This is a genomic window from Sphingomonas metalli, assembly GCF_014641735.1.
GTDB lineage: Bacteria > Pseudomonadota > Alphaproteobacteria > Sphingomonadales > Sphingomonadaceae > Sphingomonas > Sphingomonas metalli.
The window spans coordinates 274888-297839 of sequence record NZ_BMIH01000004.1; the positions used below are offsets into that span (position 1 = coordinate 274888).

The 22952-nt window shown below is 71.0% G+C and carries 25 protein-coding genes; 6 read left to right on the forward strand and 19 right to left on the reverse strand.

Going from position 1 to position 22952, the window contains the following annotated elements:
* Positions 1–229: 229 nt before the first annotated feature.
* The 4 genes from IEX18_RS18770 to IEX18_RS15620 all read right to left on the reverse strand — a co-directional run bounded on the left by IEX18_RS18770 (position 230) and on the right by IEX18_RS15620 (position 3335).
* The gene (locus IEX18_RS18770; RefSeq protein WP_268234952.1) at positions 230–355 is read right to left on the reverse strand and encodes a hypothetical protein; all 126 of its coding nucleotides are present in this window, start codon (positions 353–355) and stop codon (positions 230–232) included.
* Complete coding sequence (locus IEX18_RS15610; RefSeq protein WP_188659778.1) at positions 319–2124, reverse strand: aminopeptidase P family protein; 1806 nt, start codon at positions 2122–2124, stop codon at positions 319–321. Before IEX18_RS15610 ends, IEX18_RS18770 begins: the two co-directional genes overlap by 37 nt.
* Before the next feature lie 303 nt (positions 2125–2427).
* A complete protein-coding gene (locus IEX18_RS15615) occupies positions 2428–2670 on the reverse strand; it encodes a hypothetical protein (protein WP_188659782.1) in 243 nt (80 codons plus the stop codon).
* Between the two features lie 254 nt (positions 2671–2924).
* Positions 2925–3335, reverse strand: a complete 411-nt coding sequence (locus IEX18_RS15620; RefSeq protein WP_188659785.1) for a DUF1810 domain-containing protein — start codon at positions 3333–3335, stop codon at positions 2925–2927.
* A gap of 55 nt (positions 3336–3390) precedes the next feature.
* Between IEX18_RS15620 and IEX18_RS15625 the strand changes: the two genes are divergently transcribed.
* Together IEX18_RS15625 and IEX18_RS15630 are read left to right on the forward strand one after the other, a co-directional pair.
* Positions 3391–3933 (forward strand): Ivy family c-type lysozyme inhibitor, encoded by a 543-nt coding sequence (locus IEX18_RS15625; RefSeq protein WP_188659787.1) that lies wholly within the window; start codon positions 3391–3393, stop codon positions 3931–3933.
* A gap of 4 nt (positions 3934–3937) precedes the next feature.
* Positions 3938–4555, forward strand: a complete 618-nt coding sequence (locus tag IEX18_RS15630) for a YbhB/YbcL family Raf kinase inhibitor-like protein (protein ID WP_188659790.1) — start codon at positions 3938–3940, stop codon at positions 4553–4555.
* A 957-nt stretch (positions 4556–5512) separates the two neighbouring features.
* Here IEX18_RS15630 and IEX18_RS15635 read toward each other — a convergent pair.
* The 11 genes from IEX18_RS15635 to hemC all read right to left on the reverse strand — a co-directional run bounded on the left by IEX18_RS15635 (position 5513) and on the right by hemC (position 16142).
* Positions 5513–6541 (reverse strand): GGDEF domain-containing protein, encoded by a 1029-nt coding sequence (locus IEX18_RS15635; RefSeq protein ID WP_188659792.1) that lies wholly within the window; start codon positions 6539–6541, stop codon positions 5513–5515.
* A gap of 81 nt (positions 6542–6622) precedes the next feature.
* The gene (locus IEX18_RS15640; protein WP_188659795.1) at positions 6623–7948 is read right to left on the reverse strand and encodes a transporter; all 1326 of its coding nucleotides are present in this window, start codon (positions 7946–7948) and stop codon (positions 6623–6625) included.
* 33 nt (positions 7949–7981) lie between these two features.
* Complete coding sequence (locus IEX18_RS15645) at positions 7982–8767, reverse strand: hypothetical protein (RefSeq protein WP_188659798.1); 786 nt, start codon at positions 8765–8767, stop codon at positions 7982–7984.
* 2 nt (positions 8768–8769) lie between these two features.
* The gene (locus IEX18_RS15650; protein ID WP_188659801.1) at positions 8770–9474 is read right to left on the reverse strand and encodes a C39 family peptidase; all 705 of its coding nucleotides are present in this window, start codon (positions 9472–9474) and stop codon (positions 8770–8772) included.
* On the reverse strand, positions 9471–9818 hold the full coding sequence (locus tag IEX18_RS15655) for a hypothetical protein (RefSeq protein WP_188659803.1): 348 nt from the start codon (positions 9816–9818) through the stop codon (positions 9471–9473). The genes IEX18_RS15650 and IEX18_RS15655 overlap by 4 nt, the downstream gene beginning before the upstream one ends.
* Positions 9819–9903: 85 nt before the next feature.
* Positions 9904–11238 carry a hypothetical protein gene (locus IEX18_RS15660; protein WP_188659806.1) on the reverse strand — a complete coding sequence of 445 codons (1335 nt, stop codon included), beginning with the start codon at positions 11236–11238 and terminating at the stop codon, positions 9904–9906.
* Positions 11239–11577: 339 nt separating this feature from the next.
* Positions 11578–12693: a helix-turn-helix transcriptional regulator gene (locus IEX18_RS15665; protein WP_188659809.1), complete on the reverse strand. Its 1116-nt coding sequence runs from the start codon at positions 12691–12693 to the stop codon at positions 11578–11580.
* 255 nt (positions 12694–12948) lie between these two features.
* Complete coding sequence (locus IEX18_RS15670; RefSeq protein WP_188659812.1) at positions 12949–13359, reverse strand: hypothetical protein; 411 nt, start codon at positions 13357–13359, stop codon at positions 12949–12951.
* 121 nt (positions 13360–13480) lie between these two features.
* On the reverse strand, positions 13481–14551 hold the full coding sequence (locus IEX18_RS15675) for a hypothetical protein (RefSeq protein WP_188659816.1): 1071 nt from the start codon (positions 14549–14551) through the stop codon (positions 13481–13483).
* Between the two features lie 32 nt (positions 14552–14583).
* Positions 14584–15234, reverse strand: a complete 651-nt coding sequence (locus tag IEX18_RS15680; protein ID WP_188659828.1) for a uroporphyrinogen-III synthase — start codon at positions 15232–15234, stop codon at positions 14584–14586.
* A complete protein-coding gene (gene hemC / locus IEX18_RS15685; RefSeq protein ID WP_188659831.1) occupies positions 15231–16142 on the reverse strand; it encodes a hydroxymethylbilane synthase in 912 nt (303 codons plus the stop codon). The genes IEX18_RS15680 and hemC overlap by 4 nt, the downstream gene beginning before the upstream one ends.
* A 243-nt stretch (positions 16143–16385) precedes the next feature.
* Here hemC and tsaD point away from each other — a divergent pair, with 243 nt between their 5' ends.
* The 4 genes from tsaD to nth are packed head-to-tail and all read left to right on the forward strand — an operon-like array spanning position 16386 to position 19768.
* A complete protein-coding gene (gene tsaD / locus IEX18_RS15690; RefSeq protein ID WP_188659833.1) occupies positions 16386–17411 on the forward strand; it encodes a tRNA (adenosine(37)-N6)-threonylcarbamoyltransferase complex transferase subunit TsaD in 1026 nt (341 codons plus the stop codon).
* Entirely contained in the window at positions 17408–18385 is a 978-nt protein-coding gene (locus IEX18_RS15695; RefSeq protein WP_188659835.1) for an NAD(P)H-dependent glycerol-3-phosphate dehydrogenase, read from the forward strand. Before tsaD ends, IEX18_RS15695 begins: the two co-directional genes overlap by 4 nt.
* Entirely contained in the window at positions 18382–19110 is a 729-nt protein-coding gene (gene dapB / locus IEX18_RS15700) for a 4-hydroxy-tetrahydrodipicolinate reductase (RefSeq protein ID WP_188659837.1), read from the forward strand. The genes IEX18_RS15695 and dapB overlap by 4 nt, the downstream gene beginning before the upstream one ends.
* Positions 19111–19120: 10 nt before the next feature.
* On the forward strand, positions 19121–19768 hold the full coding sequence (gene nth, locus IEX18_RS15705) for an endonuclease III (RefSeq protein WP_188659839.1): 648 nt from the start codon (positions 19121–19123) through the stop codon (positions 19766–19768).
* A 278-nt stretch (positions 19769–20046) separates the two neighbouring features.
* Here nth and IEX18_RS15710 read toward each other — a convergent pair whose 3' ends face one another.
* From IEX18_RS15710 to gpmA, 4 genes are read right to left on the reverse strand one after another with little or no spacing between them, the layout of a single operon-like run.
* Positions 20047–20661: a peptidylprolyl isomerase gene (locus IEX18_RS15710; protein ID WP_188659842.1), complete on the reverse strand. Its 615-nt coding sequence runs from the start codon at positions 20659–20661 to the stop codon at positions 20047–20049.
* Positions 20658–21713 carry a 5-(carboxyamino)imidazole ribonucleotide synthase gene (locus IEX18_RS15715; RefSeq protein WP_188659845.1) on the reverse strand — a complete coding sequence of 352 codons (1056 nt, stop codon included), beginning with the start codon at positions 21711–21713 and terminating at the stop codon, positions 20658–20660. The genes IEX18_RS15710 and IEX18_RS15715 overlap by 4 nt, the downstream gene beginning before the upstream one ends.
* Before the next feature lies 1 nt (position 21714).
* Positions 21715–22206: a 5-(carboxyamino)imidazole ribonucleotide mutase gene (gene purE / locus IEX18_RS15720; protein WP_188659847.1), complete on the reverse strand. Its 492-nt coding sequence runs from the start codon at positions 22204–22206 to the stop codon at positions 21715–21717.
* Between the two features lie 57 nt (positions 22207–22263).
* A complete protein-coding gene (gene gpmA / locus IEX18_RS15725) occupies positions 22264–22950 on the reverse strand; it encodes a 2,3-diphosphoglycerate-dependent phosphoglycerate mutase (protein ID WP_188659849.1) in 687 nt (228 codons plus the stop codon).
* Positions 22951–22952: the final 2 nt, after the last annotated feature.

Below are 22952 nucleotides of genomic sequence, written 5' to 3' on the forward strand. Positions count from 1 at the left end.
CGGACGGAAGCGCGCCTAGAGCGGAGGGCGGGCGGATTGTCAAGCTTCTGTTGCAGGCGCTAGGCTTTGGCCATGGGCAAGGACGACGACAAGGCGGCGCGGCTGGCGGCGGCGCTCAGGGCCAATCTGCATCGTCGCAAGGCGCAGGCGCGCGATGCGGCCGGAGCGGCGACGCCGACCGGCCCGGACGCCGCCGGGCCTGCGGACGAAGACCCGACGAAACCGACGATCAGCGCAACATCGTGTGCTGACACCAGCCCAGCGCCTGCCAGGCGCTGAGCGAGGCGAAGGTGAAGCCGCCGATCAGCGTCGCGGCGGTCAACGCGTAACGGCCGAACATTTTCGCATGAGCCATGCCCGATCATCCTCATCCAGCTCCGGCCCGATGATCTTCGTCACCGCGGCATGGTAGCCATTGATCCAGGATAGCTCGTCGTCCGTCAATAGGGCCGGATCGATCATTTCGCGCTCGATCGGCGCGAAGGTCAGCGTCTCGAAGCCGAGCATCGCCCGGTCCGGATCGCCGCCGGGGATCGTGCGCGGCTCGACCAACACGAGATTCTCGATGCGGATGCCGTATTCGCCGGGCTTGTAATAGCCGGGCTCGTTGGACAGCATCATGCCCGCCCGCAGCGGCTCGAGCGACTGGCCGCCGGGATAGTTGGGCGCTGCGATCCGCTGCGGCCCCTCGTGCACCGACAGATAGGCGCCGACGCCGTGGCCGGTGCCATGGCCGTAATCGAGCCCCGCCTCCCAGAGCGGGCGGCGGGCGAAGCCGTCGATCTGCGCGCCCGGCGTGCCATCGGGGAAGACGGCGGTGGCGATGGCGATATGCCCCTTGAGTACGCGGGTGAAGCGGTCGCGCATCTCGGGCGTCGGCGCGCCGATCGGAATCACGCGGGTCACGTCGGTGGTGCCGTCGGCATATTGGCCGCCCGAATCGATCAGATAGAGGTCGCCCGGCCGGATCGGGGCGTCGGATGCCTCGGTGACGTGATAGTGGGGGCTGGCGCCATGCGCGCCGGTGGCGGAAATGGTGGCGAAGCTGGTGTCGAGCAGCCGACCGCCCTCCTGCCGGAAGGCGAGGAGGCGCGCCGCGGCGGAGAGTTCGGTCTCGGTGCCGGCGGGGCAGGTCTCTTCCGCCCAGCGCAGGAAGCGGCACAGCGCCGCGCCGTCGCGGGCGGAGGCGGCGCGGTGGCCGGCGATCTCGACCGGGTTCTTGATCGCCTTGGCGAGCAGCACCGGATCGCGCGCCGGCAGCAGCTTCGCCCCGCCCGCGACCAGCGCATCGGCGATGGCGGCGACCGAGCCGGCGGGATCGACCGCCACCCGCTGCCCGGCGAAGTCGCCCAGCGCCGCGGCGAAATCCGCCCGGTCGCGCACGCGGACGGCGTTGCCGAGATGCTGGCGCACGGTCGCATCGACCTTGTCGGGCGCGACGAACAGGTCGGTCGCGCCATCGGCATGGACGATGGCGAAGGCGAGCGCGACCGGCGTGTGCGCGACATCGGTGCCGCGGATGTTGAGCAGCCACGCGATCGAGTCGAGCGCCGAGAGGACCAGCGCGTCGGCGCCCTGCTTGCCCAGCCAGTCGCCGATCGTCGCGCGCTTCTCGGGCGAGGAGGCGCCGGCGAGCGCATCGGGCTGGACGGTCAGCCGTGCGGGCGAGGGGGCCGGGCGGTCGGCCCAGATCGCGTCGACCGGATTGGCGGCGACCGGCACCAGCGCCGCCTCGCGCGCCGACAGCGCGGCGCGCACCTCGTCCACCCAGGCCGCGGTATGGAGCCACGGGTCATAGCCGATTCGCGCGCCCGCAGGGGCATGGTCGCCAAGCCATGCGGCGACAGGTACTTGCGGCACGGGCACATAGTCCCAGTCCTCGCCCGACACCTGCTCGCGCACCTGCAGCGTATAGCGCCCGTCGGTGAAGATCGCGGCGCGCTCCGCCAGCACCACCGCGGTGCCGGCCGACCCCTCGAACCCGGTCAGCCAGGCGAGCCGCTGCGCATAGCTGCCTACATATTCGCTCATATGCTCGTCGGTCAGCGGCACGACGAAGCCGTCCAGCCCATCGGCACGAAGCCGCTCGCGAAGGGCGGCGAGGCGGGCGGTGTGGACGGACATGGGGCAGGCTTTCGGTCGGGGGAGGGCGCGACCTCCTATCGCGGCTTGTGCGTGAGCCAAAGCGCGGCCGCGCCACCTTGGGGAAAATTCCTGTCGATGGGCTGCGCCGGGTCGAACGGGGATGATCCGACTGATTGTTCTGAGGTTTTGCACTAATTCTTGGCAGGAAACCTGTCGGAGGTGCCTGCTTCTGCGAAAAGCGGAGGTTGCCGTATTGGCGATCAAGTGCAAAGTCCGCTTATGAGGCTGGCGAAGCGATGCGTCTTACTTGCAGTCGCGATCGGATGCGGCAGTACAGCGGCATCAGTGGGTGCAAGGACAGCCATTAGGCGCGAGGTGAAAGGCCCACCTTGCGCTTCTGCCCCGTCCACGTGGGCCAGGCACCTTGAAGAGCTTCAGACGTTCCATCTCATCACTGTCGGTGCCGAAGATCATATCCTCTGGGATGGAAAGCGCGTGTCGTTCGCTACTCTGCGAATCAACCTCGAACGTATTCGTCGCGGCAAACTCGCCCATGCTCATCAGGTTGGTGTTCTTCTCGCGCAAGGCGGCACCTGTGAGACCCTGCAAATCGTTCGTGATATGATGGAGCGATCACTGGATTGCCTTGCAGCGATGTGCCGGGACGGCGATTTGGATTCGCCTCCCCCACGCAATCGCAATCACTCAATTTTCGGAAGGTGAATTTTTTTGCGTGCTGTTGCCGACTGGTACGGCTGAAACGTGTACGATCTTTCTGACGGCTACCGAGCTTAGACGGGCCTCCACCCTAAGGAAGCCACCGCAACACGGCCACCAGCCTACAACCGCCCAACCGTCTCTGGATCATCCTCACCGCCATAAAACCGGTCGAGCACCGCCCGGAACGGCGCGGGGTCGTCCGCGACTGCGGCGAACAGGGTCATGGAGGAGCGCAGCTTGATCGCGTCGATCGGTCCCATGACGTCTTCGGCGCTGCCGGGCGCGGCGAGGACCGCGCCAGCGGCTGCGTGCAGCCTTGACGCCAGCAGCGGGTGGGCGAGGTAGGCCCGCGCCTCGTCGGCGGAGGCGAGGGCGTAGTGGCGGGCGGTCTCGCTGCGGCCGAGACCGGCGATCTGGGGGAAGATCCACCACATCCAGTGGCTGCGCTTGCGGCCCGCGCGCAGCTCGGCGAGCGCGGTGTCGTAGCTCGTCGCCTGCGCGGCGACGAAGCGGGAGAGGTCATGGGCCATGGTTCGGCAACCCCTTGGCCCGATCGGGCGTTCCGATGGGTGAAGGGGTTATGCGATGATCCGGGCGCGGCTGGTGCTGATGGGCGTGATGATCACCGGAATGGCGGGGCTGGGCGCCTGCCACCGCACGCCCGATCGCGAGGAAGAGGCGCGGGCGGTGGCGGCGAGCGGCTTCGTCCCGCCCGTCACCCAGGCGCCCGACCCGATGCCGGGGCAGCGCAACGCGACGCCGCTCAGCGCCTATGCCGGCCGCTATCCGCGCGACGCGGTCGACGGCGTTACCTTCTACGACCGGACCGAGGTGGCCAATGCGCTGATCGATCTGGTGCCCGAGGAGAAGATCCGTCGCGAGATGACCGGGCGCGAGGCGACGCAGGCGCCGATCTTCGCGCGCGGCGATCGGGTCGCGGCGCATGGCTGCGCGCCGCATGATTGCGACGGCCGTAACTGGACGTTGCTGGTCGCCGTCGACGGCGATGCGGAAAAGGCGCGCATGTGCCTGCACGACGCGGCGACGATGCAGGACCGCAGCCGCTGGACGAGCCGACGCGAGACCCGGATGCGGCCGGGCGGCTGCCCGCAGGGACAGGAGAGCTGATCGGATGCTGGAGCATGTGCCGCAATGGCTGGGTCATGCGCTGCGCAACCTGCGCGCCGGGGCGGACAAGCTGGCGATCGTGCAGGCGGAGCTGGGCGCCTTCGCCGCGCTCGAGCTGAGCAGCCCCGCCTTTGCCGATGGCGCGCGGCTGCCGGTGCGCTTCACCGCGGACGGCGAGGGCGTGTCGCCGCCGCTGCTGTGGCGCGACCCGCCCGCCGGCACGGCGCGGCTGGCGCTGTTGGTCGAGGATGCCGACTCGCCGACGCCGCAGCCGCTGGTGCACGCAGTGATCTGGGGCATCGATCCCGAACTGCGCGATCTGGCCGAGGGCGCGATCGCGGCGGACGGGGCCGGGCATGAGAGCGGCGATGTCGGCCGCAACTCCTATTATCGCGAGGGGTGGCTGCCGCCCGATCCGCCGACCGGCCATGGCGCGCATCGCTATTGCTTCCAGCTCTTTGCGCTCGATGCCGGGGCGGGCGATCCGGGGCCGGATCCCGGACGCTCGGCGCTGATCGCGGCGATGACGGGGCATGTGCTGGCGGCGGGTCTGCTGACCGGCACCTATTCGCGGGCCGAGGAAGCCCCGGTGGGGCCCGCCGGGGCGGCGGCGATCGCCTGACCGCCGGCCGCCCGGTCGGCGGATCAGACCAGCGCGACCTGGGCGATCTGCGCGGTGCCCGCCAGCATCGCGGCGGTGGAAACGAAGGCCATCAGGCCGAGAAGAATGCTCTGTTTCATGGGTCCAGCCTTTCGGATGGGCGGGGCGATCAGGCGATCGGCACGACCGGGGTGGCGGCGCAGACGGCGACGGCGGCGAAGACCAGCGCGGCGACCGAGCTGAAGACGATGCGCTGGGCGATCTCGAAGGTGGTGGTCATGGTGGAAACTCCCTGTTGTGCGTGGCGGGGCGGACCGTCCGTCCCGATGCCAGGTGCTTTGCAGGGGGCGTGCCAAGTCGCGAGAATGGCGGAAATGCGTGGGTTGGTGCGGAGCTGGCGGCTAGGGTTGGCGTTTTTCACCTAGGTGGTCGGTGGGATGCGCCAGATCGCGGCGCAGGATCCCGTTTGTTGAAGAGGCGGTGCGGTGTTCTGCCAATGTTCCACGTGGAACATCGTTGTGTCTGTCGACCTCACATGCTCGACGTCGCCCCAACGAAGGCCGGGGCCTTTGGCGGTTGTGGGGGCAGGAGCCTCGGGAGATCCCGGCCTTCGCCGGGATGACGATCGGGGGGGGCTCGCTCGTCATCCCCGCAAAGGCGGGAATCGATAATCTCTGACGTTTGCGAGCGATGCGGCAGGCTTCCGCGCGTCTGGATCCCCGCCTGCGCGGGGATGACGGTAAGAGGCGCAGGTGTGGTAGAATGTTCGGCGAATGTTCCACGTGGAACATTCGCGCTATGGTACGTACCTTCCCCCCTCCCCTTCAGGGGAGGGGCCGGGGGTGGGGCGTTTCCGCAAGCGATGGGCTCGATGAGACTGCTACGCCCCACCCCAACCCCTCCCCTGAAGGGGAGGGGCTTTTACAAATCCGGCCTTTGGTGATCGGGTCGTAGCGAAGGCGCATCCTGCGCGCCCGTTCACCCCGCGCAGACGCGGTCGCGGCCCTGGGCCTTGGCGGTGTAGAGGAGGCGGTCGGCGCGATCCATCGCCTCTTCGGCCGACTCGCCTTCCTGGATCGCGACGATGCCGGCGGAGAAGGTGACGGCGCCGATCGGCGCGTCGGTGTCGCGGTTGCGCAGGCGGCGGGCGCCGACCGAGGCGCGGGCCTCGTCGAGCATCGCGGCGGCATCGGCGAGCTTCACGCCGGTGAGCAGCACCGCGAACTCCTCGCCGCCATAGCGGGCGACGACATAGTCGCCGAAGCTTTCCGACAGCGATTTGGCGATCATGCCGAGCACGCGATCGCCGACGCCATGGCCATGCTCGTCGTTGATCCGCTTGAACCGGTCGATGTCGCACAGCGCGAGGCAGTGCGGGCCGTCGCGGCTGCTGCGCGCGTCGAACGCCTCGGTCAGGGCGAGACGGTTGGCGAGCCCGGTCAGCGGGTCGCGCCGGGCCGCGGTGCGGGCCTCGGCCAGCTTGCTGCGCAGCGCTTCGGTCTCGTCGGTGGCGCGGGCGAGGCGCTGTTCCGAATCATGGACGCGCGCGAGCATCGCGCCGGCGATGCGCGACAGCTCGCTGACCGCGACCGGGGTCGCGTCGGTGATCGCGGCGGCGCTTTCGGCGAGATCGCGGCCGAAGCCATGGGTCTCGTTGTGCATCTCGCGGACGATGTCGGCGAAGCCGTCGACCTGCGCCTGGGTCTGGGCGACGAGCTGCTCGGCCTGGCGCTCGAACACCGGATTGGCGTCGACCCGGCGCGGCGGCGGCGCGGTGCCGATCTCCAGCCCCAGACGCTCCAGATCGTCGCGCCGCAGACGGAAGCCGCCGGTCGTGATCGCCTCCACCTCGCGCGCCAGGGCACTGTCGGGATCGCTCAGCACGGCATAGGCGAAGGCATAGTTGCCGGGTTCGGGGCTGAGGCCCTGCTCGGCCAGGAAAGCGCCGATTCGGTGGAACAGGCCCTCCGATCCGCTCGCCTTCCTCGCCACGCCCGCCGCCCCCATCACTGCGCTCCGCCCGTTTGGAGCGCCTTCCCTAACGGCAAAAGGGTTAGCAAGCGGTTTTTGTCGGAAGACGTACGAAGATCAGCGGGGCAGCAGCAGGATGAGCGGCATGCGCAGCACCGAGCGCACATCGGCGGCATCGTCGGTCGCGCCGACCTCGACCGACCAGTTGATGCTCGCCCGGTCGGTCGCGCGATAGGTCACGCCGAACAGCAGCCGGCCGATCTGCAGATCGCGCGAGGTCGATTCGAGGAAGTCCGGGTCGTTGGCGCCGGGCGAAAGCAGCTGGGTGCGGGTCCGGGTGCCGAACGCCCAGGTCTGCGCATAGCCGAGGTTCATCGAGGTCCGCTCGTTGAGCGAGATGCCGATGCCCGCGCTGAACGAGATGGCGTCGCCCGGCTTCACATAGGTGATCCGCACCGGGCTGATCACGGTGTTCACGTGGCGGCCGAAATTGCGGGTATAGCCGAGCGTGCCGAACAGCACGGCGGGGTCGCTGGGCAGGATCGCGGTGACGCTGGGCGAAATGCCCCAGAAGCCCGCGCCGGTGGCCGCCTCGCGCGCCTCGCCCGCCGCGGTGCGGGCGATGTTGAAGGGGTTGCTGCCGGTCGGGGCGACGACCTGGAGGTTGCCGACCAGATAGGGCAGGCCGCCGCGCCCGGTGAGCAGCTGGTAGCGCGCCGACATCTCGATATCGCCGACCCCGCGCCCCTCGGCCGAGCTGTCGATCTCGCGCGCGGCGTCGTTGCCGGTGCTGCCCTGGACGGGGACGAGGACCGAGGTATCCCAGCGCTGGACGAAGGGGACGCGCACGCCGAGCTCCAGCCGGTCGGTCAGGCCATAGCGCGCGGCGAGCGAGGCGGTGATGATGTCCTGCCGGCTCTCGTTGATGTTGAATTCGCCGACCAGCACCGATTCGACGATCTCGATGCCGCGGAACAGCGCGCGGTTGCGGTCGGCGCGGGCATAGTCGAGCTGGAACTCGCCGGTCAGCTGCCCCTTGCGGGTGACGACGCTGCCCTCGCTGCCGAGCACCGCGACCTCGGGCGGGCGATCGCTGCCGGCGGGGCGGGCGCCGACGCTCTCGACCGGCGCGGTCGGCACCGACGCGACCATGGTGGCGGGATCGCCCGGGGTGGCGGCGGCGCTCGCCTGCGCGACCGCGGCGGGGGGCTGGGTGCCGCCGGAGGGGCGGGCGGGGCCGGCGGCGGGCGGCAGCGCCGCGAACCGCGCCTCAAGCGCGCGCAGCCGCGCCTCCTGCGCCTCGATCTGGCGGCGCTGCGCCGCGATCTCGGCGCGGGCCTGGTCGAGTTCGGCCTGAAGCGGGGTGCGGGCGGGCTGGGCGTGCGCGGGGGCGGTGAGCACAGCGAGGGCGACCAGCGTCGCGCCGCTCGTCCGCATCATCATGCCTGTCCCCGCATCATGCCCGTCTCTCCCCCGTCATCGCACCATGCCGCGTGCGAGGTCCGTGACCACCGCATCGACCCGCATCGCTGCCGAACCCATGGCCAGCGCACTGGCATCTTTCAAATCAATTCCGATAGTTGTGACATGGTCGATGACCCGATCATTGCCCGCGTTGAGCACCGCGCCGCCGACCGACTGGCCGACCAGATGGGCGATGCCGAGCCGGTCGCCCTCCAGCGTCACCTGCGCGCCGCGCGGCAGGTTGGACAGGGTGACGAGCCCGTCGGGCGTCGCGATCGCGGGGCCGCCGGCGACGACGGCGATCGGGACCACGCCGTCCTGCGCGTTCGCCCCGGCCGGGCGCGCGTCGCCGATGCCGGTCGCGCCCGCGGCGCGGACGGTGGTGACGGTGGGCATCACGATCTGGGTGCCGGCGCGCCGGTCGAACAGCACCGACACGCCCTGCGCGAGCGACGGGGCGGCGGCGCTCGCGCCGGTCTCGTGCGGGGCGGCCACGGCGGGCACACCGGCGGCGCGGCCGAACACGGCGAGGTTGCTGCCCTGGTCGACGGTCAGCACCGTGCGCAGCACCAGCGCGCCGTTGACCATCGTGTCGCTGGTGATCGACAGCGCCAGCGCCCCCCCGCCGGGCAGCAGGAACTTGCCGGTCATGGTGGCGAGATCGGCATCGGCCACCGGCGGCGCGGGCAGGATCGCGGTGGGGGCGACGGCCGGCGGAGTAACCGGCGCGTCGGCGTCCTGCCCGGCCGCCGGGCTCGCCCAGACCAGCCATGCGGCGGCGAGAAGGCGGACCAGCATCGTCAGAAATCCCGGTAGAAGGGGGCGCTGAGGGTCAGCGCCTGTTGGCTGAGCGGATCGATGAACGGGCTGCCGACCGGTGCGCGGGGCAGCGCCCGCCACTGCGCGTTGAAGCTGCGCGCGCCGAGGTCGGGCCGGGTGTTGAGGACGAAATAGACCCCGTTCCACATGCCCTGGAAGGTGGCGCGCGGCATCGACTGGAGCCCGAGCGACGGATCGCCGAGCAGCACCCGGTCGCCGACCACGCCCTTCACCACGACGAAGTGGCGATAGCCCTTGGTGGTGATCAACGCGATGCCGGGGAGGCGGCGCTTGGCGATCGCATCGAGCGACACCTTGTAGCCGTCCGCGCCCAGCTTCTGGTCGGCGAGGTAGCGCTTCATGTCGAGCAGCGAGAAGCCCACCCGGCGGATCTGGGCACGGTCGCCTTCGCGCCACATGCCGGTGAAGACCTCGGTCTCCGATCGCGGCAGGCCGTAATGATAGTGGAGCAGCGTCGCCAGCGCGGCCGAGCCGCAGCTGAAATCATATTGCTGGCGCACCACCGTGTTAAACTTGCGCGCCAGCATCGAGGCGACCGGCACGCTATAGTCGCCCGCGCCCGTCGTGGACGCGGCGAAGCGCGGGTCGCCATGGCCGATCTGCGCGGCGCAGCCGCCGGTCGCGGCGGCCAGCAGCAGCGGCAGCAGCGTCCGGCCCGGGCTCATTGCGGCGGCGCGAGGTTGATGACGACGTTCATCGCCGAGTTGATCGCGACATTGTTGCCGCTGTTGGCGCTGATCACCGCCAGGCCCGACAGGTTCTGGAACGCCTGTCCGTCGATCGTCACCGTGCCGGTCGTCGAATTGCCGGTGACGCTGTTGTTCTGAACGGTGTTGCGCTGGTCGGCCTGGGCGATCTGCGTGCCGTGATCCTCGCGCCCGGCGATCGCGCCGAGATCGGTCTCGGTCAGCGCCGAGGCCTCGAAGCCGGCGGCGGCGACCTCCTGCCCCGTCGCGGGGCCGGGGAGCCACAGGGCGAGCAGCCCCAGCGGCACGATCCGTCTACGCATGACTTGTCCCCTCATCCTTCGTCTGTCCGTGCGCCAAAAAGGGGAGGGCGGATCCTTCCCGTGGGTCCGCCCTCCGCCGAGGCTATCAGCGGTTGATGTCACCGGCCGTGACAGCGACGCTGACATTCGCGTTCTGCGAGGCGCCCGCGCCGGTATTGACGTTGAGCGCCTGCATGCCCGCGAAATTCTGGAACGCGGTATCGCCCGTGGTGAGGCTGTTGTTGGTGGTGCTCGATTCGCCAGCGGTGCCGGCGAAGGTCACCTTCACGCCCGAGACATAGTTGGACAGGGTGGACGAGGCGACCATCGCGCCGTCGCCGAACGTGCTGGTCGGCGCCAGATTGGCGTCGCCGGCATTGAACGTCTCGTCCGCCGAATAGTTGGCGACCGAGTTGTTCGTGTTGTCGACCTGGTTGTTGTAGTTCGTCGTGTTCGTGTTGTTCGAACCGTTGGTCGACGAGTCGGCCACGTCGTTCGACGACGAATCGGTGTTGTAGGTCTGGTTGTTGTTGTTCGTCGTGTTGGTCGAGTTGTTGCTGTTGTCGACCTGGTTGTTGTTGTTGGTCGTCGACGCGCTGTTGTAGCTGTCGCTGGTGTTGCCGCCATTGTAGCTGCCGTCGGTCGACGCATCCGAATTGTAGCTGTCGCTGGTGTTGCCACCATTGTAGCTGTCGTTGGTCGAGCTGTTCGAGGCGTCGGTGTTGGTCACGTCGCCACGGGTCGACGAGCTGTCGGTGTTGGTGGTGGTGGTGACGTCGCCGCGCGTCGACGAGCTGTCGGTGTTGGTCGTGTTCATCGTGCTGGTGTTGGTCGTCGTGGCGGTGTTGCCGCTATTGTCGGTCGACGCATCGGTGTTGGTCGACGTGTTCGTCGTCGTCGCGGTGTTGCCGCTGTCGTTCGTCGACGCGTCGGTGTTGGTGGTCGACGCGCTGTTGTAGCTGTCGTTGGTCGAGCTGTTCGACGCGTCGGTGTTGGTCACGTCGCCGCGGGTCGAGGAGCTGTCGCTGCTCCAGTTGCTGGTGCTGCTGCTGTTGGTCGTGTTGGCGGTATTGCCGCTATTGTCCGTCGAAGTGTTGGTGGTGTTGGCGGTGTTGCCGCTATTGTCGGTCGACGCATCGGTATTGGTCGACGTGTTCGTCGTGCTGGCGCTGTTGTAGCTGTCGTTGGTCGAGCTGTTCGACGCATCGGTGTTCGCCACGTCGCCGCGGGTCGACGAGGCGTCGGTGTTGGTCGTCGTGCTCGTGTTGCTGGTCGAGGCGCTGTTCCCCGAATCGCTGACAGTGATGTCCCCGGTGCTGAGGCTGCTGTCGGCGGCCGCATTGCCGCCGGCGCCCTGCGAGGCGTCCTGCGCGCTGGCGACGCTGGCGGTGGCGGCGAGCAGCGCCGCGACCGAAGTGCTGATGATCAGGCTGGTCTTCATCCCCGTTGTCCTCTCGATCTGAACAAGGAGCGATGCCCCCCTGTTGGGGACACGGCCCGTTCCTGCGGAACACCGGTTAACTAAGCGTTCATCTTCTCCCTCCGCCCCCTGCATCCGGGCGAAATGAGCGTGCCGGAACGGGTGGAAACAGCCTGCCCATCTGGGGGGAACGGGGGCGCAACGACCGGTGCAACTACGGGCCTGATCTAGGTTGGGTCTGGCACTATGAACGGCATCCCGGCGACGGCTGGGATCTCGGGCGTGTGTCGGGGCAGGAGCTGCGGCAGGCCCCGGCCTGCGCCGGGGCGACGGCTATTCCATGGCTGGTGGGGAGGCGCGTCAGCCGGCGCGAAACTGGAAGTCTCCGCGCACCGCGCGCTGGTAGCGGACGAGGAGCTGGATCAGGTCGGCCTGGCGGTGGACGTCGGTCTTGGCGAAGATCTGCTTGAGATAGGCGCGGGCGGTGTCGGGCTTGATCCGCATGTCGGCCGCCGCGTCCCCCAGCGTCGCGCCGCCGAGCAGCCGGGCGACGAGCTGCGTCTCGACCGGCGACAGGCCGTGCAGCTGGCAGATCGCCTCCACCCCGCGCAGGCCGCCCTTTTCCGGGCGCATGACATAGACGATCGCGGTGGCGCGCCCTTCCGCCTCGTCGGGCGTGGCGGGGGCGATCACCATGACGAGAGGGCGCCCCTCGCCGCCGCGATCGAGGAACAGCATCATGCAATAGCGCTCGGCCTGGCTGCCGCCCGCGGGCATGGCGAGCACCTGGTCGAGCGCCGCCTGGAAGCGGATCGCATCCTGGTAGCGGATCGGACGCAGCAGCCCGCGGCGCAGCTCCACGCCGTCGCGATCGGCGAGGATCGCGTCGGCGGCATGGTTGCTGACGAGGACGCCGTGATCCTCGCCGACGACGAGGATGCCGCATTCGCTATGGTCGAGCGTGGCGAGCAGCGCGCGGTTGCGCTCGCGCGCGGTGTCGAGCGCCTGCCACAGCTCCTGCATCGGCCCGGCCATGGCGGCGAGCGCCGGAACGGTGGCGAGCAGGCGCTCCCCCGCGCCGGGGCGGGCGAGGTCGGCGGCCATGAAAACGAGGAGCAGCCGCCCCCGTCGCGCGCCGGGCTCGACCAGCAATCCGCGATGCTCGGGCGCGCCGGCGGCATGAAGCCAGCCGGCCCGTGCCGTGGGATCGCGCGCTTCCTCGACCAGTTGGGCCAGCGCATCGTCGCTGCCCGGTGCCAGCGTCGCGAGGCCGCAGGGCTGGGCGGCGGTGTCGTGCAGTTCGGCGTCGGGCGGCAGCAGCGCGGCGGCGGCGGCGCCCGCGATCCGCGCCAGCCCCTCGGCGAAGCGGTCGAGCGGCTCGGCCCGGCGCAATGCCCGCAGCGCCGGCGACGGCGGGCGATGCAACAGCCTCTGCGCATCCGGAACGGCATGCGCGACCGGATCGATGTGCAACATCGGCATCCTCCCTTCGTCCCCCGCCCCGTCGTCCGCAGCTAGGAGATGAACGGGTTGTTATCATTAACGCGTGTCAGGCGAATAGCTTAACTGGACTATGCGGCACGTTTTTCCGCACCCAACTGTGCCATTTTGCGCCAGTTTCGCATCGATTTGCGCCAATTCGGTTCGGAAAAGCCGAGCGCGCCGCTAGGATGACGCCATGGCGGGGGCATCCGGCATCCGGCATCCTGACCGGCGGGCGCGGCGATGGGCTCAGCGTTCCAGCCAGCGCATCGCCTCGTCAAAGGACAGGAAGGCGGCGTGGGTGACGGGGTTGAGGCCCCGCTTCATCTGGAGAAGCGCGAGGTTGGAGGCGACGAGGATCGCGGCCTTGTCGGGCGGCCGGTACATGTCGCGGATCACGCCATGGACATAGCCCGCGACATCGGGCGACTGGACGGCGGCGAGACGGATGTCGACCAGGGTGCGGGTGCGTCCCCGCGTCCGCGCCTCGTCGAGGATGCGCTCGAACTCGACCATATGCTCCGCGACATAGTCCATCGTCCAGAAGCCGCGCCCGACGACGCGCAGGAAGTTGGTGGCGCGGGTATAGGTGGTGGTGATGTCGTTGCCGGGCGGCAGGATCACCGTCGTGGGTCGCGGGGAATAGGCCGTCGCGTGCATCGAAACCTCCAGGCGAGACGGGCAGCACTGGCGAAGGCGCGTTAAAGATTGATGTGGATCAATGGATGCGATCGCCGTTTACCCTGCATCCGCCTGGCTCAGCGCGATCTTTTCTGCCGCGTCAATTCTGCCGGAACAGCCGGTCGGGATGGAGCAGGACGGGCAGGCCGGCCAGTATCGCCCGGGCATAGGGCACCCGGGCGAAGGAGATGTCGAGCGGGCCGAGAGCGAGCGTGGTCGACGCCTCCGGCACCGGAGCGGCCGGCGCGGCCGGAGCGCTGGCCGGCTCTGTCTGGGTCTGGGTCTGGGTCTGCGCCTCCGGGGCGGCCGGGGCGCGGGCCGGGGCAGGAAGCGCAGCGGCCTGGCCGAGGATGGCGGCGGTCTCGATCACGTCGAGCGCCTGATGCGCCAACGCATAGCGGCGCGCGGCGGCCATCCAGGCACCGGCCTGCGCCGCGCCGGGCAGCCGCGCGACCTCCTGCCGGGCCGCCTCGACCTGTCCGTCGTCGAGCAGCCGGCGGGCGCGGGCGAGCCGGTCGACCGGCGCGGTCGAGGGCGTGCCTTCCTTGCGCAGGACGATCAGGTTGCCGACTTCGCGCCGCAGCTGGGTGAGCCAGTCGGCGCCCGCGCCGGACTGGAGCGTGGGGGCGATCGCGTCGAGTCCCTGGCGCAGATCCTCGATCGTCACCGGCTGGTGCGCGGCCTGGATCACCACCGCGACCGCGCGCGGCTGCGCGGCGACGAAGCGGGTGCGCAGCTGCTCCTCGAGATAGCCGAGCCCGGTGCCGCGATCGATCGCCCGGCGGGCGGCGAAGGCGACCATCAGCGCCTCGGCGCGGGCCGCCTGCGTCCCGGCGGCGGCCGCATCGCTCGCGACCGCGGCGGTGCGCGCCTCCAGCGCCGTCAGCTGCCCGGCGAGCGCCGCCTCGCGCGTGACCAGCGCGGTGGGGTCGACCGCCGGCGCCTGGCCGTTGGCGCCGAGCGGCTGGGCGGGGACGAACCCCTCCGCCGCGGCGTCGCCGGTCGCGCCCTTGCGGGCTTCGCTCGTGCTGCCCAGCCCCAGGTCGAAACCGGCGCGCATCGCATAGCCGACCGCCAGTCCGCCGATCGCGAAGGCGAGGAGCAGCATCAGCAGCATCGCGCCCCAGCGGCGCTGCGGCTGCGGGCTATGCAAGGGGGGCAGGCTGCTCATCGCGGGCGTTATCTGCGCGCGCGCGGTCGCGGTCAATCGGCGAGGTGCAGCGCCAGCGCGACGAGTGCCGCGTCGTCGAGGTGCGGGCTGGCGGCGACCTGCGCCCAGCCGTCGCCCGCCGCGGCTGCGATGGCCGGGCCGAGCGCGGCGAGGCGGATCGCGGCGCGGGCGGCGGGGGGCACCAGCACGGCGAGGCGGCGGGCGGCGCGGACGGAATGCAGAAGCGCGACGCTGCCGGCCAGCGACTCCACCGCCTGCGTGCCCAGCGGCAGCGGATCGGCGGCATAGACGGTGATCGCGGTGACGCCGGGCAGCGCCACCCGCTCGCGCCCGGCGAGGTGGAGCAGCCGCTGCGGCGGGAGGCCGGCGACGAGCGTCGCGGCGTCGGCCCCGCCGGTCGTCACGACCCTGAAGCCGGCGGCGCGGGCGGCCTCCGCCGTCGCCGCGCCGACGGCATGGACGGGCAGCGCCGCCAGCCGGGCCAGCGCCGCGCCGCCCAGCCGCATCGCATTGGCGCTGGTGACGAGCAGCGCGTCGAAGGCGGCCGGGTCAGGCGCCTGCCATGCGACCGGGACGACCGCGAACAGGGGCAGGCGGATCGCGGTCCCGCCCGCGTCCGCGATCCTCGCGGCGGTGCGCGCATTGCCCGGCTCGGGCCGCAGCACCGCGAGCGGCCGGGTCACGCGCCGAACAGCGACCGGACTGGCTCGGGGGCACGGGCGAGCAGGTCGGCGGCGAGCGCGCTGCCCAGATCCTCGCCCGCGACGCCCTCGACCAGCCCCTCGACACAGGCGGAGCCGTCCTCGGCAAGAAGCTCGCCGCGCAGCGTCAGCGTCTCGCCCGCCAGGCTGGCGAGCGCGGCGACGGGCGAGTGGCAGTCGGCCCGGAGCGCGGCGAGCAGGCCGCGCTCGGCCGCGACGCAGCGGTGGGTGGGCGTGTCGTCGATCGCGGCGACCAGCAGGCCGGTCACGGCGTCGTCGGCGCGCACCTCGATTCCCACCGCGCCCTGCGCCGGCGCGGGGAGCATCGTGTCGGTGGCGAGCGCATGGCCGACCTCGCCGCGGCCCAGCCGGTCGAGCCCGGCGGCGGCGAGCAGGGTCGCGTCCATCTCGCCCGCGGCGAGCCGGCCGAGCCGCGTCTCGACATTGCCGCGCAGGAGGACGATCGAGAGGTCCGGCCGGGCGCGGAGCAGCTGCGCGCGGCGGCGCGGGCTGCTGGTGCCGACCACCGCGTTCGGCCGCAGGTCGGCGAGCGTCTCCGCCCCGATCAGCCGGTCGCGCACATCGGCGCGGGGCAGCATCGCCGCGATGCGGATCGCGGCGGGGCGGACCGTCTCGACATCCTTCATCGAATGGACCGCGGCGTCGATCTCGCCCGCCAGCAGCGCACGGTCGAGCTCCTTGGTCCACAGCGCCTTGCCGCCGATCTCGGCCAGCGCGCGGTCCTGCACCCGGTCGCCGGTGGTGCGGATGACGACCAGCTCCACCTCCCCCTCCGCCCAGCCATGCGCCGCGCACAGCGCCGCGCGGACCATCCCCGCCTGGGTGAGCGCAAGCGGCGAACCCCGCGTGCCGAGCCTGATGCGAACCATGCGGGGCTCTTGGCATTGCGGGGCGGGAAACCCAAGCCCCGAAGGCCATCTCCCAACTCCCATCTCCCAACTCCACTTCCGTCACCCCGGCGGAGGCCGGGGTTCAGTTGGGTGGAGGCCAGTGGGACTCACGTGCGCCCCCTAGCTGGACCCCGGCCTGCGCTGGGGTGACGGATGGGGGGCGAAGGCTCCCGACTGCCAAATACCTTGGCGCGGTTTCGTGCAGGCTCTAAGGCCGCGGCCATGCTGATCCTCGGTCTGGAATCCTCGTGCGACGAGACGGCGGCCGCGCTCGTCACCGGCGACCGGCAGGTGCTGGCGCACCGGCTGGCGGGGCAGGAGGCGGCGCATGCGCCCTATGGCGGTGTCGTCCCGGAGATCGCGGCACGCGCGCATGTCGAGGCGCTGGCGCCGCTGGTCGAGGCGGCGCTGGCCGATGCGGGGGTGACGCTGGACCAGGTCGACGCGATCGCCGCGACCGCCGGGCCGGGGCTGATCGGCGGGGTGATGGTCGGCCTCGTCACCGGCAAGGCGCTGGCGCATGCGGCGGGCAAGCCGCTGGTCGCGGTCAACCATCTGGAGGGGCATGCGCTCAGCCCGCGCCTGTCCGATCCCGATCTCGGCTTTCCCTATCTGCTGCTGCTGGTGTCGGGCGGCCATTGCCAGCTGCTGCTGGTCGAGGGGGTGGGCCGCTATCGCCGGCTGGCGACGACGATCGACGATGCGGCGGGCGAGGCGTTCGACAAGACCGCCAAGCTGCTCGGGCTCGGCTTCCCGGGCGGGCCGGCGGTGGAGCGGGCGGCGGCGAACGGCGATCCGTTCAAGGTGCCGCTGCCGCGGCCGCTGAAGGGTGCGGCCGAGCCGCATTTCTCCTTTGCGGGCCTCAAGAGCGCGGTAGCGCGGGCGGTGGAGGATTATTCGGCGGAGGACCTGTCCGCCAGCTTCCAGCAGGCGGTGATCGACTGTCTGGTCGACCGGACGCAGCGGGCGCTGGCGGTGGCGCCGGAGGCGACAACGCTGGTCGTCGCGGGCGGGGTCGCCGCCAACAGCGCGGTGCGCGCGGCACTGCGCGGCCTCGCCGAGGCGCATGGCCGCCGCTTCGTCGCGCCGCCGCTCTGGCTGTGCACCGACAATGCGGCGATGATCGCCTGGGCGGGGGCGGAGCGGTTCGCGGCGGGGATCAGCGATCCGCTCGACATTCCCGCCCGCCCGCGCTGGCCGCTCGACCCGGCGGCGGAGGCGGTGCGCGGCGCGGGGGTGAAGGCATGACGATCGGGGTGATGGGCGCGGGCGCCTGGGGCACGGCGCTGGCGCAGGTGCTGGCCGCGGACGGCACGCCGGTGCGGCTGTGGGCGCGCGACCCGGCGCTGGTCGCGACCATCGCGGCGGAACGGCGCAACCCCGTCTACCTGCCGACCGCGGCCCTTTCCGAGGCGATCCGGCCGACCGCCGATCTGGACGACCTCGCTGAAGCGGAGATGGTGCTGGTGGTGACGCCGGCGCAGGCGATGCGCGGCGTCCTGCGCCAATTGCCGCAAGCGGGGATGCCGCTGATCCTCTGTTCCAAGGGGATCGAGGCGGGGACGATGAAGCTGCTCCATGCGGTGGCCGCAGAGGAGCATCCCGGCTCGCCGATCGCCGTCCTGTCCGGTCCGACCTTCGCGCATGAGGTGGCGGCGGGGCTGCCGACCGCGGTGACGCTGGCGGCGGCGGATCGCGACGTGGCGGGGCCGCTCGCACGGCGCATCAAGCGGCCGAGCCTTCGCCCCTATGTCTCGACCGATGTGGCCGGCGCGGAGATCGGCGGGGCGGTGAAGAACGTCCTCGCCATCGCCTGTGGCGTGGTGGAGGGCGCGGGCCTGGGGCAGAATGCGCGCGCGGCAGTAATCGCGCGCGGTTTCGCCGAGATGACGCGGTTCGGCCTGGCGCGCGGGGCGCGGGCGGAGACGCTGGCGGGGCTGTCGGGGCTTGGCGACCTGGTGCTGACCTGTTCCTCGACCAGCAGCCGCAATTATTCGCTGGGCGTGGGCCTCGGCCGGGGCGAGCCGGCCACCGCGCTGCTCGCCGACCGGCGGACGGTGGCGGAGGGCGCGTTCACCGCCCCCGTGCTGCACGACGCGGCGGCGGCGGCGGGGGTCGACATGCCCGTCGCCGAGGCGGTGTGCCGCCTGCTGGGCGGCGCGAACGTTGGTGCGGTGATCGAGGCGCTGCTGTCGCGGCCCTTGCGCGAGGAGGGGATATGACGGCGATCGGCATCTATGGCAGCGGCGGCCGGATGGGCCGCGCGATCCAGGCGGCGCTGGAACTGGCCGGCGCCCGCTTCGCCGGCGGCGCGGAGGCGCAGGACGATCCGCTGCCGCTGGCGCGGGCGGCGGACGTGCTGGTCGACTTCTCCAACGCCGCGGGCCTCGACGCGCATCTTGCCGCGGCGCGTGCGACGGGCACGCCGATCGTGATCGGCACCACCGGGCTGTCAGTGGCGCAGCATGAGGCGATCGACGCGGCGGCGGGCGAGATCGCGGTGCTCCAGACCGGCAACACCTCGCTGGGCGTCACGCTGCTGGCAACGCTGGTGCGCGAGGCGGCGGCGCGGCTGGGGCCGGACTGGGACATCGAGATCGTCGAGATGCATCACCGGCACAAGGTCGATGCGCCGTCCGGCACCGCGCTGCTATTGGGCGAGGCGGCGGCATCGGGGCGCGGCTCCACCCTGTCCGAGCTGCGGGTCGACGAGCGCGTGGGGCTGGTGGGAGCGCGCACCGAGGGCACGATCGGGCTGGCGGCGCTGCGCGGCGGATCGGTGGTGGGCGACCACAATGTCATCCTGGCGGGCGAGGGCGAGCGGATCGAGCTCGGCCATTATGCGCAGGACCGATCGATCTTCGCGCGCGGCGCGGTGAAGGCGGCGCTATGGCTCGCCGGCCAGCCGGCCGGGCGCTATCGCATGGGCGACGTGCTGGGCCTATAAGGCTGGGGCTGTGAAAAAGGCGGACGTCTTCGAATTCTATCGCCGGCTGGCGGAGGCGAACCCGCATCCGGAGACGGAGCTGGAGTATCGCAACCCCTTCACCCTCGTCGTCGCGGTGGCGCTGTCGGCGCAGGCGACCGACGCCTCGGTCAACAAGGCGACGCGCGCGCTGTTCGCCGAGGTCGATACGCCCGACAAGATGCTGGCGCTGGGCGAGGAGGGGCTGAAGCATCATATCAAGACGATCGGGCTGTTCAACAGCAAGGCCAAGAACGTGATCGCGCTCAGCCGGATGCTGGTCGACGAGCATGGCGGCGCGGTGCCGGCCGATCGGGCGGCGCTGGAGCGGCTGCCGGGGGTCGGGCGCAAGACGGCCAACGTGGTGATGAACGTCGCCTTCGGACAAGAGACCTTCGCGGTCGACACGCATATCTTCCGCGTCGGCAACCGCACCGGGCTGGCCAAGGGCAAGACGCCGCTGGCGGTGGAGCTGACGCTGGACAAGGTCACGCCGGCGCCCTTCCGGCTCCACGCGCATCACTGGCTGATCCTGCACGGCCGCTACGTCTGCAAGGCGCGGCGACCGGAGTGCTGGCGCTGCCCGGTGGCGGATCTGTGTGCGTATACGCCGAAGACGCCGGGGCCAGCCTCCGCCTAGCTTGAAGCGGGCGTCATCCCGGCAAAGGCGAGACCTTGCGAAAGTCACTTCGTCATGCCGGACTCGTTCCGGCATCCACAGTTCCGCAAATGCTCAAGCCATTGATCTTGCGGCACGGTGGATCCCGGAACGAGTCCGGGATGACGCGAGAAAGAGGGCGCTGTTGCGACCTTTTTCGAAGGTGCCGCGAGGGCTGGATACTGATGGTTTTGGCGCAAGGCAGGAGCCGGGCAAGGCCCCAGCCTTCGCTGGGGCGACGGTCTCGGGGCGGGTATTCCTTACCCCTTTACCCGCCGCACCGAGACGATCTTGACCGGCGCCTTCAGGATCTGGCCGCGCATCGCGGCGCCACCGGCGGTGGGCGACACCGGCGCGGCGAGGATCTGGCGGACGATGTCCATCCCCTCGACTACATGGCCGAAGGCGGCATAGCCGGCCTTGTCGCTCTTCGCGGCCGGATTGGCGTCGAGCGTCGGGACCGAGCCGACCACGATGAAGAAGTCGCCCCGCCCGGTGCCCGGCCCCGCGCTCGCCAGCGAGATCGCGCCGTCGTCATGGGTCAGGCCGGTCTGGCTGGTCGGCTCGTGCGCGACCGGCGGGAAGATCAGGTCGGTGCGGTTCTTCACCCCGCCCTGCACCAGCCCGGCGCTCTCCCCCAGCTTCATCGCGCGGTAGAAGCCGGTATTGTCGAAGCGCTTGGCATCGACATAGCGCAGGAAATTGGCGACCGTCTTCGGCGCCTTGTCGCGGGCGAGGTCGACGGTGATCGGGCCGAGCGCGGTGACGATCGCGACGCGCACCGTGCCGGCGGCGGGCGGGGCGAGCGGCGTCGTCTGTGCGAAGGCCGGCGCGGCGAACAGCAGCAGCAGCGACAGGAGCGCGGCGCGGATCATCGCGTCACCCGCGTGACATGGCCCATCTTGCGGCCCGGCCGCGGCTCGCCCTTGCCATAGAGGTGGAGGTGCGCGCCAGGTTCGGAAAGCGGCGCGACCGCATCGTCGTCGCCGATCAGATTGTCCATCGTCACGCGCCGGCCGGTCAGCGTCGTGGGGCCGAGCGGCAGGCCGCAGATCGCGCGCACATGGTTCTCGAACTGCGAGGTCTCCGCGCCCTCGATCGTCCAGTGGCCGGAATTGTGCACGCGCGGCGCCATCTCGTTGAACACCGGACCGTCGGCGGTGGCGAAGAACTCGCAGGCGAGGACGCCGACATAGTCGAGCGCGTCGGCGATGCGGCAGGCGAGCGCCGTCGCCTCCTCCGCCTGCGCCAGCACCGCCGGCGGCGCGGGGACGGTCGAGGTGCGCAGGATCGCGTCGCGATGGACGTTGTGCGGCGGGTCGTAGCGGACCGACACGCCGTCCTGCCCGCGCGCGATGAGGATCGAGAATTCATGGTCGAAGGTGATGAAGCCTTCGAGCACCGCAGGGCCGCCGATCGCCTCCCACACCGACGCCGCCTCGTCGGGGCCGGCGATCACCGCCTGCCCCTTGCCGTCATAGCCGAAGCGGGTGCTCTTCAGGATCGCGGGGGTGCCGATCCGGGCGAGCGCGGCGTGCAGGTCGGCCTCGCTGTCGATCGCCGACCAGGGGGCGGGGCGGCCGCCGATCCCGTCGACGAAGCGCTTCTCGGCGATCCGGTCCTGCGCCACCGCCAGCGCGCGGGGATGCGGGTGGACCGGGACGCGATCGGCGAGCCACTGGACGGGGCCGATATCGATATTCTCGAACTCGTAGGTGACGACGTCGCAGGAGGCGGCGAAATCGGCCAGCACCACCTTGTTGTGATAGTCGGCGCGGGTGAGGGCGGAGGCGGTCTGCGCCGCGACGCTCTGCCGGTCTGGCGCGAGGACATGGGTGCGATAGCCGAGCTGCGCCGCCGCCACGCCCAGCATCCGGCCGAGCTGGCCGCCGCCGAGAATGCCGATCGTCGCGCCCGGCTTCAGCATGTCAGGCGGGGTCGGCAGGCGCGGGATCGTGCGCCACGCCCTCGGTCTGCGCGGCGCGCCACGCCTGCAGCCGCTGCGACAGCGCGGCGTCGGACGTGGCGAGGATGGCGGCGGCGAGCAGCCCGGCGTTGATCGCGCCCGCCTTGCCGATCGCCAGCGTGCCGACCGGGATGCCGCCGGGCATCTGGACGATCGAGAGCAGGCTATCCATGCCCTTCAGCGCCTTGGACTCGACCGGCACGCCCAGCACGGGCAGATGCGTCATCGACGCGGCCATTCCGGGCAGATGCGCCGCACCGCCCGCCCCGGCGACGATCACCTTCAGCCCGCGCGCCGCCGCGCCGCTCGCATAGTCGTAGAGCCGCTGCGGGGTGCGGTGCGCGGAGACGACCCGCGTCTCGTGCGGGACGTCGAGCGCCGCCAGCACATCGGCGGCGTGCCGCATCGTCTCCCAGTCGGACGTCGAGCCCATGATGATGCCGACCAGCGTCATCCGCGCCGGTTAGCGGGCCGATGCCGGCAAGGCAACGCGCGATTGTTGCGCGATCGCTTATCGTTCGGACAGATAATAGCGGTCGGTCGGCGTCAGTTGCGCGTCGAGCTCGTAGACGATGGGCTGGGCGGTCGGGATCTCCAGCCCGGTGATCTCATCGTCCGGGATGTTCGACAGATGCTTGACCAGCGCGCGCAACGAATTGCCGTGCGCGGAGATCAGCACGCGCTGGCCGTCGCGCAGCGCGGGGGCGATCCGCTCCTCCCAATAGGGCAGGACGCGGGCGATCGTGTCCTTCAGGCTCTCGGTTGCGGGGACGGGGATGCCGGCGTAGCGGCGGTCGGCCGCCACGTCGAACGCGCTGCCCGCCTCGGCCGGCGGGGGCGGCACGTCGAAGCTGCGCCGCCAGATCTTCACCTGCTCGTCGCCGTGCTTCGCCGCGGTCTCCGCCTTGTCGAGCCCGGTCAGCCCGCCATAATGGCGCTCGTTGAGCCGCCAGTTCTTCTCGGTCGGCAGCCACAGCCGGCCCATCGCCTCCAGCGCCAGGTCGAGCGTCTTGATCGCGCGGGTCTGGAGGCTGGTGAAGGTGAGGTCGAAATCGAGACCCTTCGCCGCCATCAGCTCGCCCGCCGCCTTCGCCTCGGCCGCGCCTTGCTCGGTCACGTCGACGTCCCACCAGCCGGTGAAGCGGTTCTCGAGGTTCCAGGCCGACTGGCCGTGACGGATGAGGACGAGCTGGGGCATGA

Excerpts from the sequence above, each read along its gene's own strand:
- IEX18_RS15695 (WP_188659835.1), top strand. The coding sequence starts at position 17,408 with ATGACGATCGGGGTGATGGGCGCGGGCGCCTGGGGCACGGCGCTGGCG.
- purE (WP_188659847.1), bottom strand. The coding sequence starts at position 22,206 with ATGACGCTGGTCGGCATCATCATGGGCTCGACGTCCGACTGGGAGACG.
- IEX18_RS15710 (WP_188659842.1), bottom strand. The coding sequence starts at position 20,661 with ATGATCCGCGCCGCGCTCCTGTCGCTGCTGCTGCTGTTCGCCGCGCCG.
- dapB (WP_188659837.1), top strand. The coding sequence starts at position 18,382 with ATGACGGCGATCGGCATCTATGGCAGCGGCGGCCGGATGGGCCGCGCG.
- IEX18_RS15620 (WP_188659785.1), bottom strand. The coding sequence starts at position 3,335 with ATGGCCCATGACCTCTCCCGCTTCGTCGCCGCGCAGGCGACGAGCTAC.
- IEX18_RS15645 (WP_188659798.1), bottom strand. The coding sequence starts at position 8,767 with ATGCTGGTCCGCCTTCTCGCCGCCGCATGGCTGGTCTGGGCGAGCCCG.
- IEX18_RS15675 (WP_188659816.1), bottom strand. The coding sequence starts at position 14,551 with ATGAGCAGCCTGCCCCCCTTGCATAGCCCGCAGCCGCAGCGCCGCTGG.
- IEX18_RS15610 (WP_188659778.1), bottom strand. The coding sequence starts at position 2,124 with ATGTCCGTCCACACCGCCCGCCTCGCCGCCCTTCGCGAGCGGCTTCGT.
- IEX18_RS15660 (WP_188659806.1), bottom strand. The coding sequence starts at position 11,238 with ATGAAGACCAGCCTGATCATCAGCACTTCGGTCGCGGCGCTGCTCGCC.
- IEX18_RS15625 (WP_188659787.1), top strand. The coding sequence starts at position 3,391 with ATGATCCGGGCGCGGCTGGTGCTGATGGGCGTGATGATCACCGGAATG.
- IEX18_RS18770 (WP_268234952.1), bottom strand. The coding sequence starts at position 355 with ATGGCTCATGCGAAAATGTTCGGCCGTTACGCGTTGACCGCCGCGACG.
- IEX18_RS15670 (WP_188659812.1), bottom strand. The coding sequence starts at position 13,359 with ATGCACGCGACGGCCTATTCCCCGCGACCCACGACGGTGATCCTGCCG.
- IEX18_RS15715 (WP_188659845.1), bottom strand. The coding sequence starts at position 21,713 with ATGCTGAAGCCGGGCGCGACGATCGGCATTCTCGGCGGCGGCCAGCTC.
- tsaD (WP_188659833.1), top strand. The coding sequence starts at position 16,386 with ATGCTGATCCTCGGTCTGGAATCCTCGTGCGACGAGACGGCGGCCGCG.
- IEX18_RS15635 (WP_188659792.1), bottom strand. The coding sequence starts at position 6,541 with ATGGGGGCGGCGGGCGTGGCGAGGAAGGCGAGCGGATCGGAGGGCCTG.
- IEX18_RS15640 (WP_188659795.1), bottom strand. The coding sequence starts at position 7,948 with ATGATGATGCGGACGAGCGGCGCGACGCTGGTCGCCCTCGCTGTGCTC.
- IEX18_RS15665 (WP_188659809.1), bottom strand. The coding sequence starts at position 12,693 with ATGTTGCACATCGATCCGGTCGCGCATGCCGTTCCGGATGCGCAGAGG.
- IEX18_RS15655 (WP_188659803.1), bottom strand. The coding sequence starts at position 9,818 with ATGCGTAGACGGATCGTGCCGCTGGGGCTGCTCGCCCTGTGGCTCCCC.
- gpmA (WP_188659849.1), bottom strand. The coding sequence starts at position 22,950 with ATGCCCCAGCTCGTCCTCATCCGTCACGGCCAGTCGGCCTGGAACCTC.
- IEX18_RS15650 (WP_188659801.1), bottom strand. The coding sequence starts at position 9,474 with ATGAGCCCGGGCCGGACGCTGCTGCCGCTGCTGCTGGCCGCCGCGACC.
- hemC (WP_188659831.1), bottom strand. The coding sequence starts at position 16,142 with ATGGTTCGCATCAGGCTCGGCACGCGGGGTTCGCCGCTTGCGCTCACC.
- IEX18_RS15630 (WP_188659790.1), top strand. The coding sequence starts at position 3,938 with ATGCTGGAGCATGTGCCGCAATGGCTGGGTCATGCGCTGCGCAACCTG.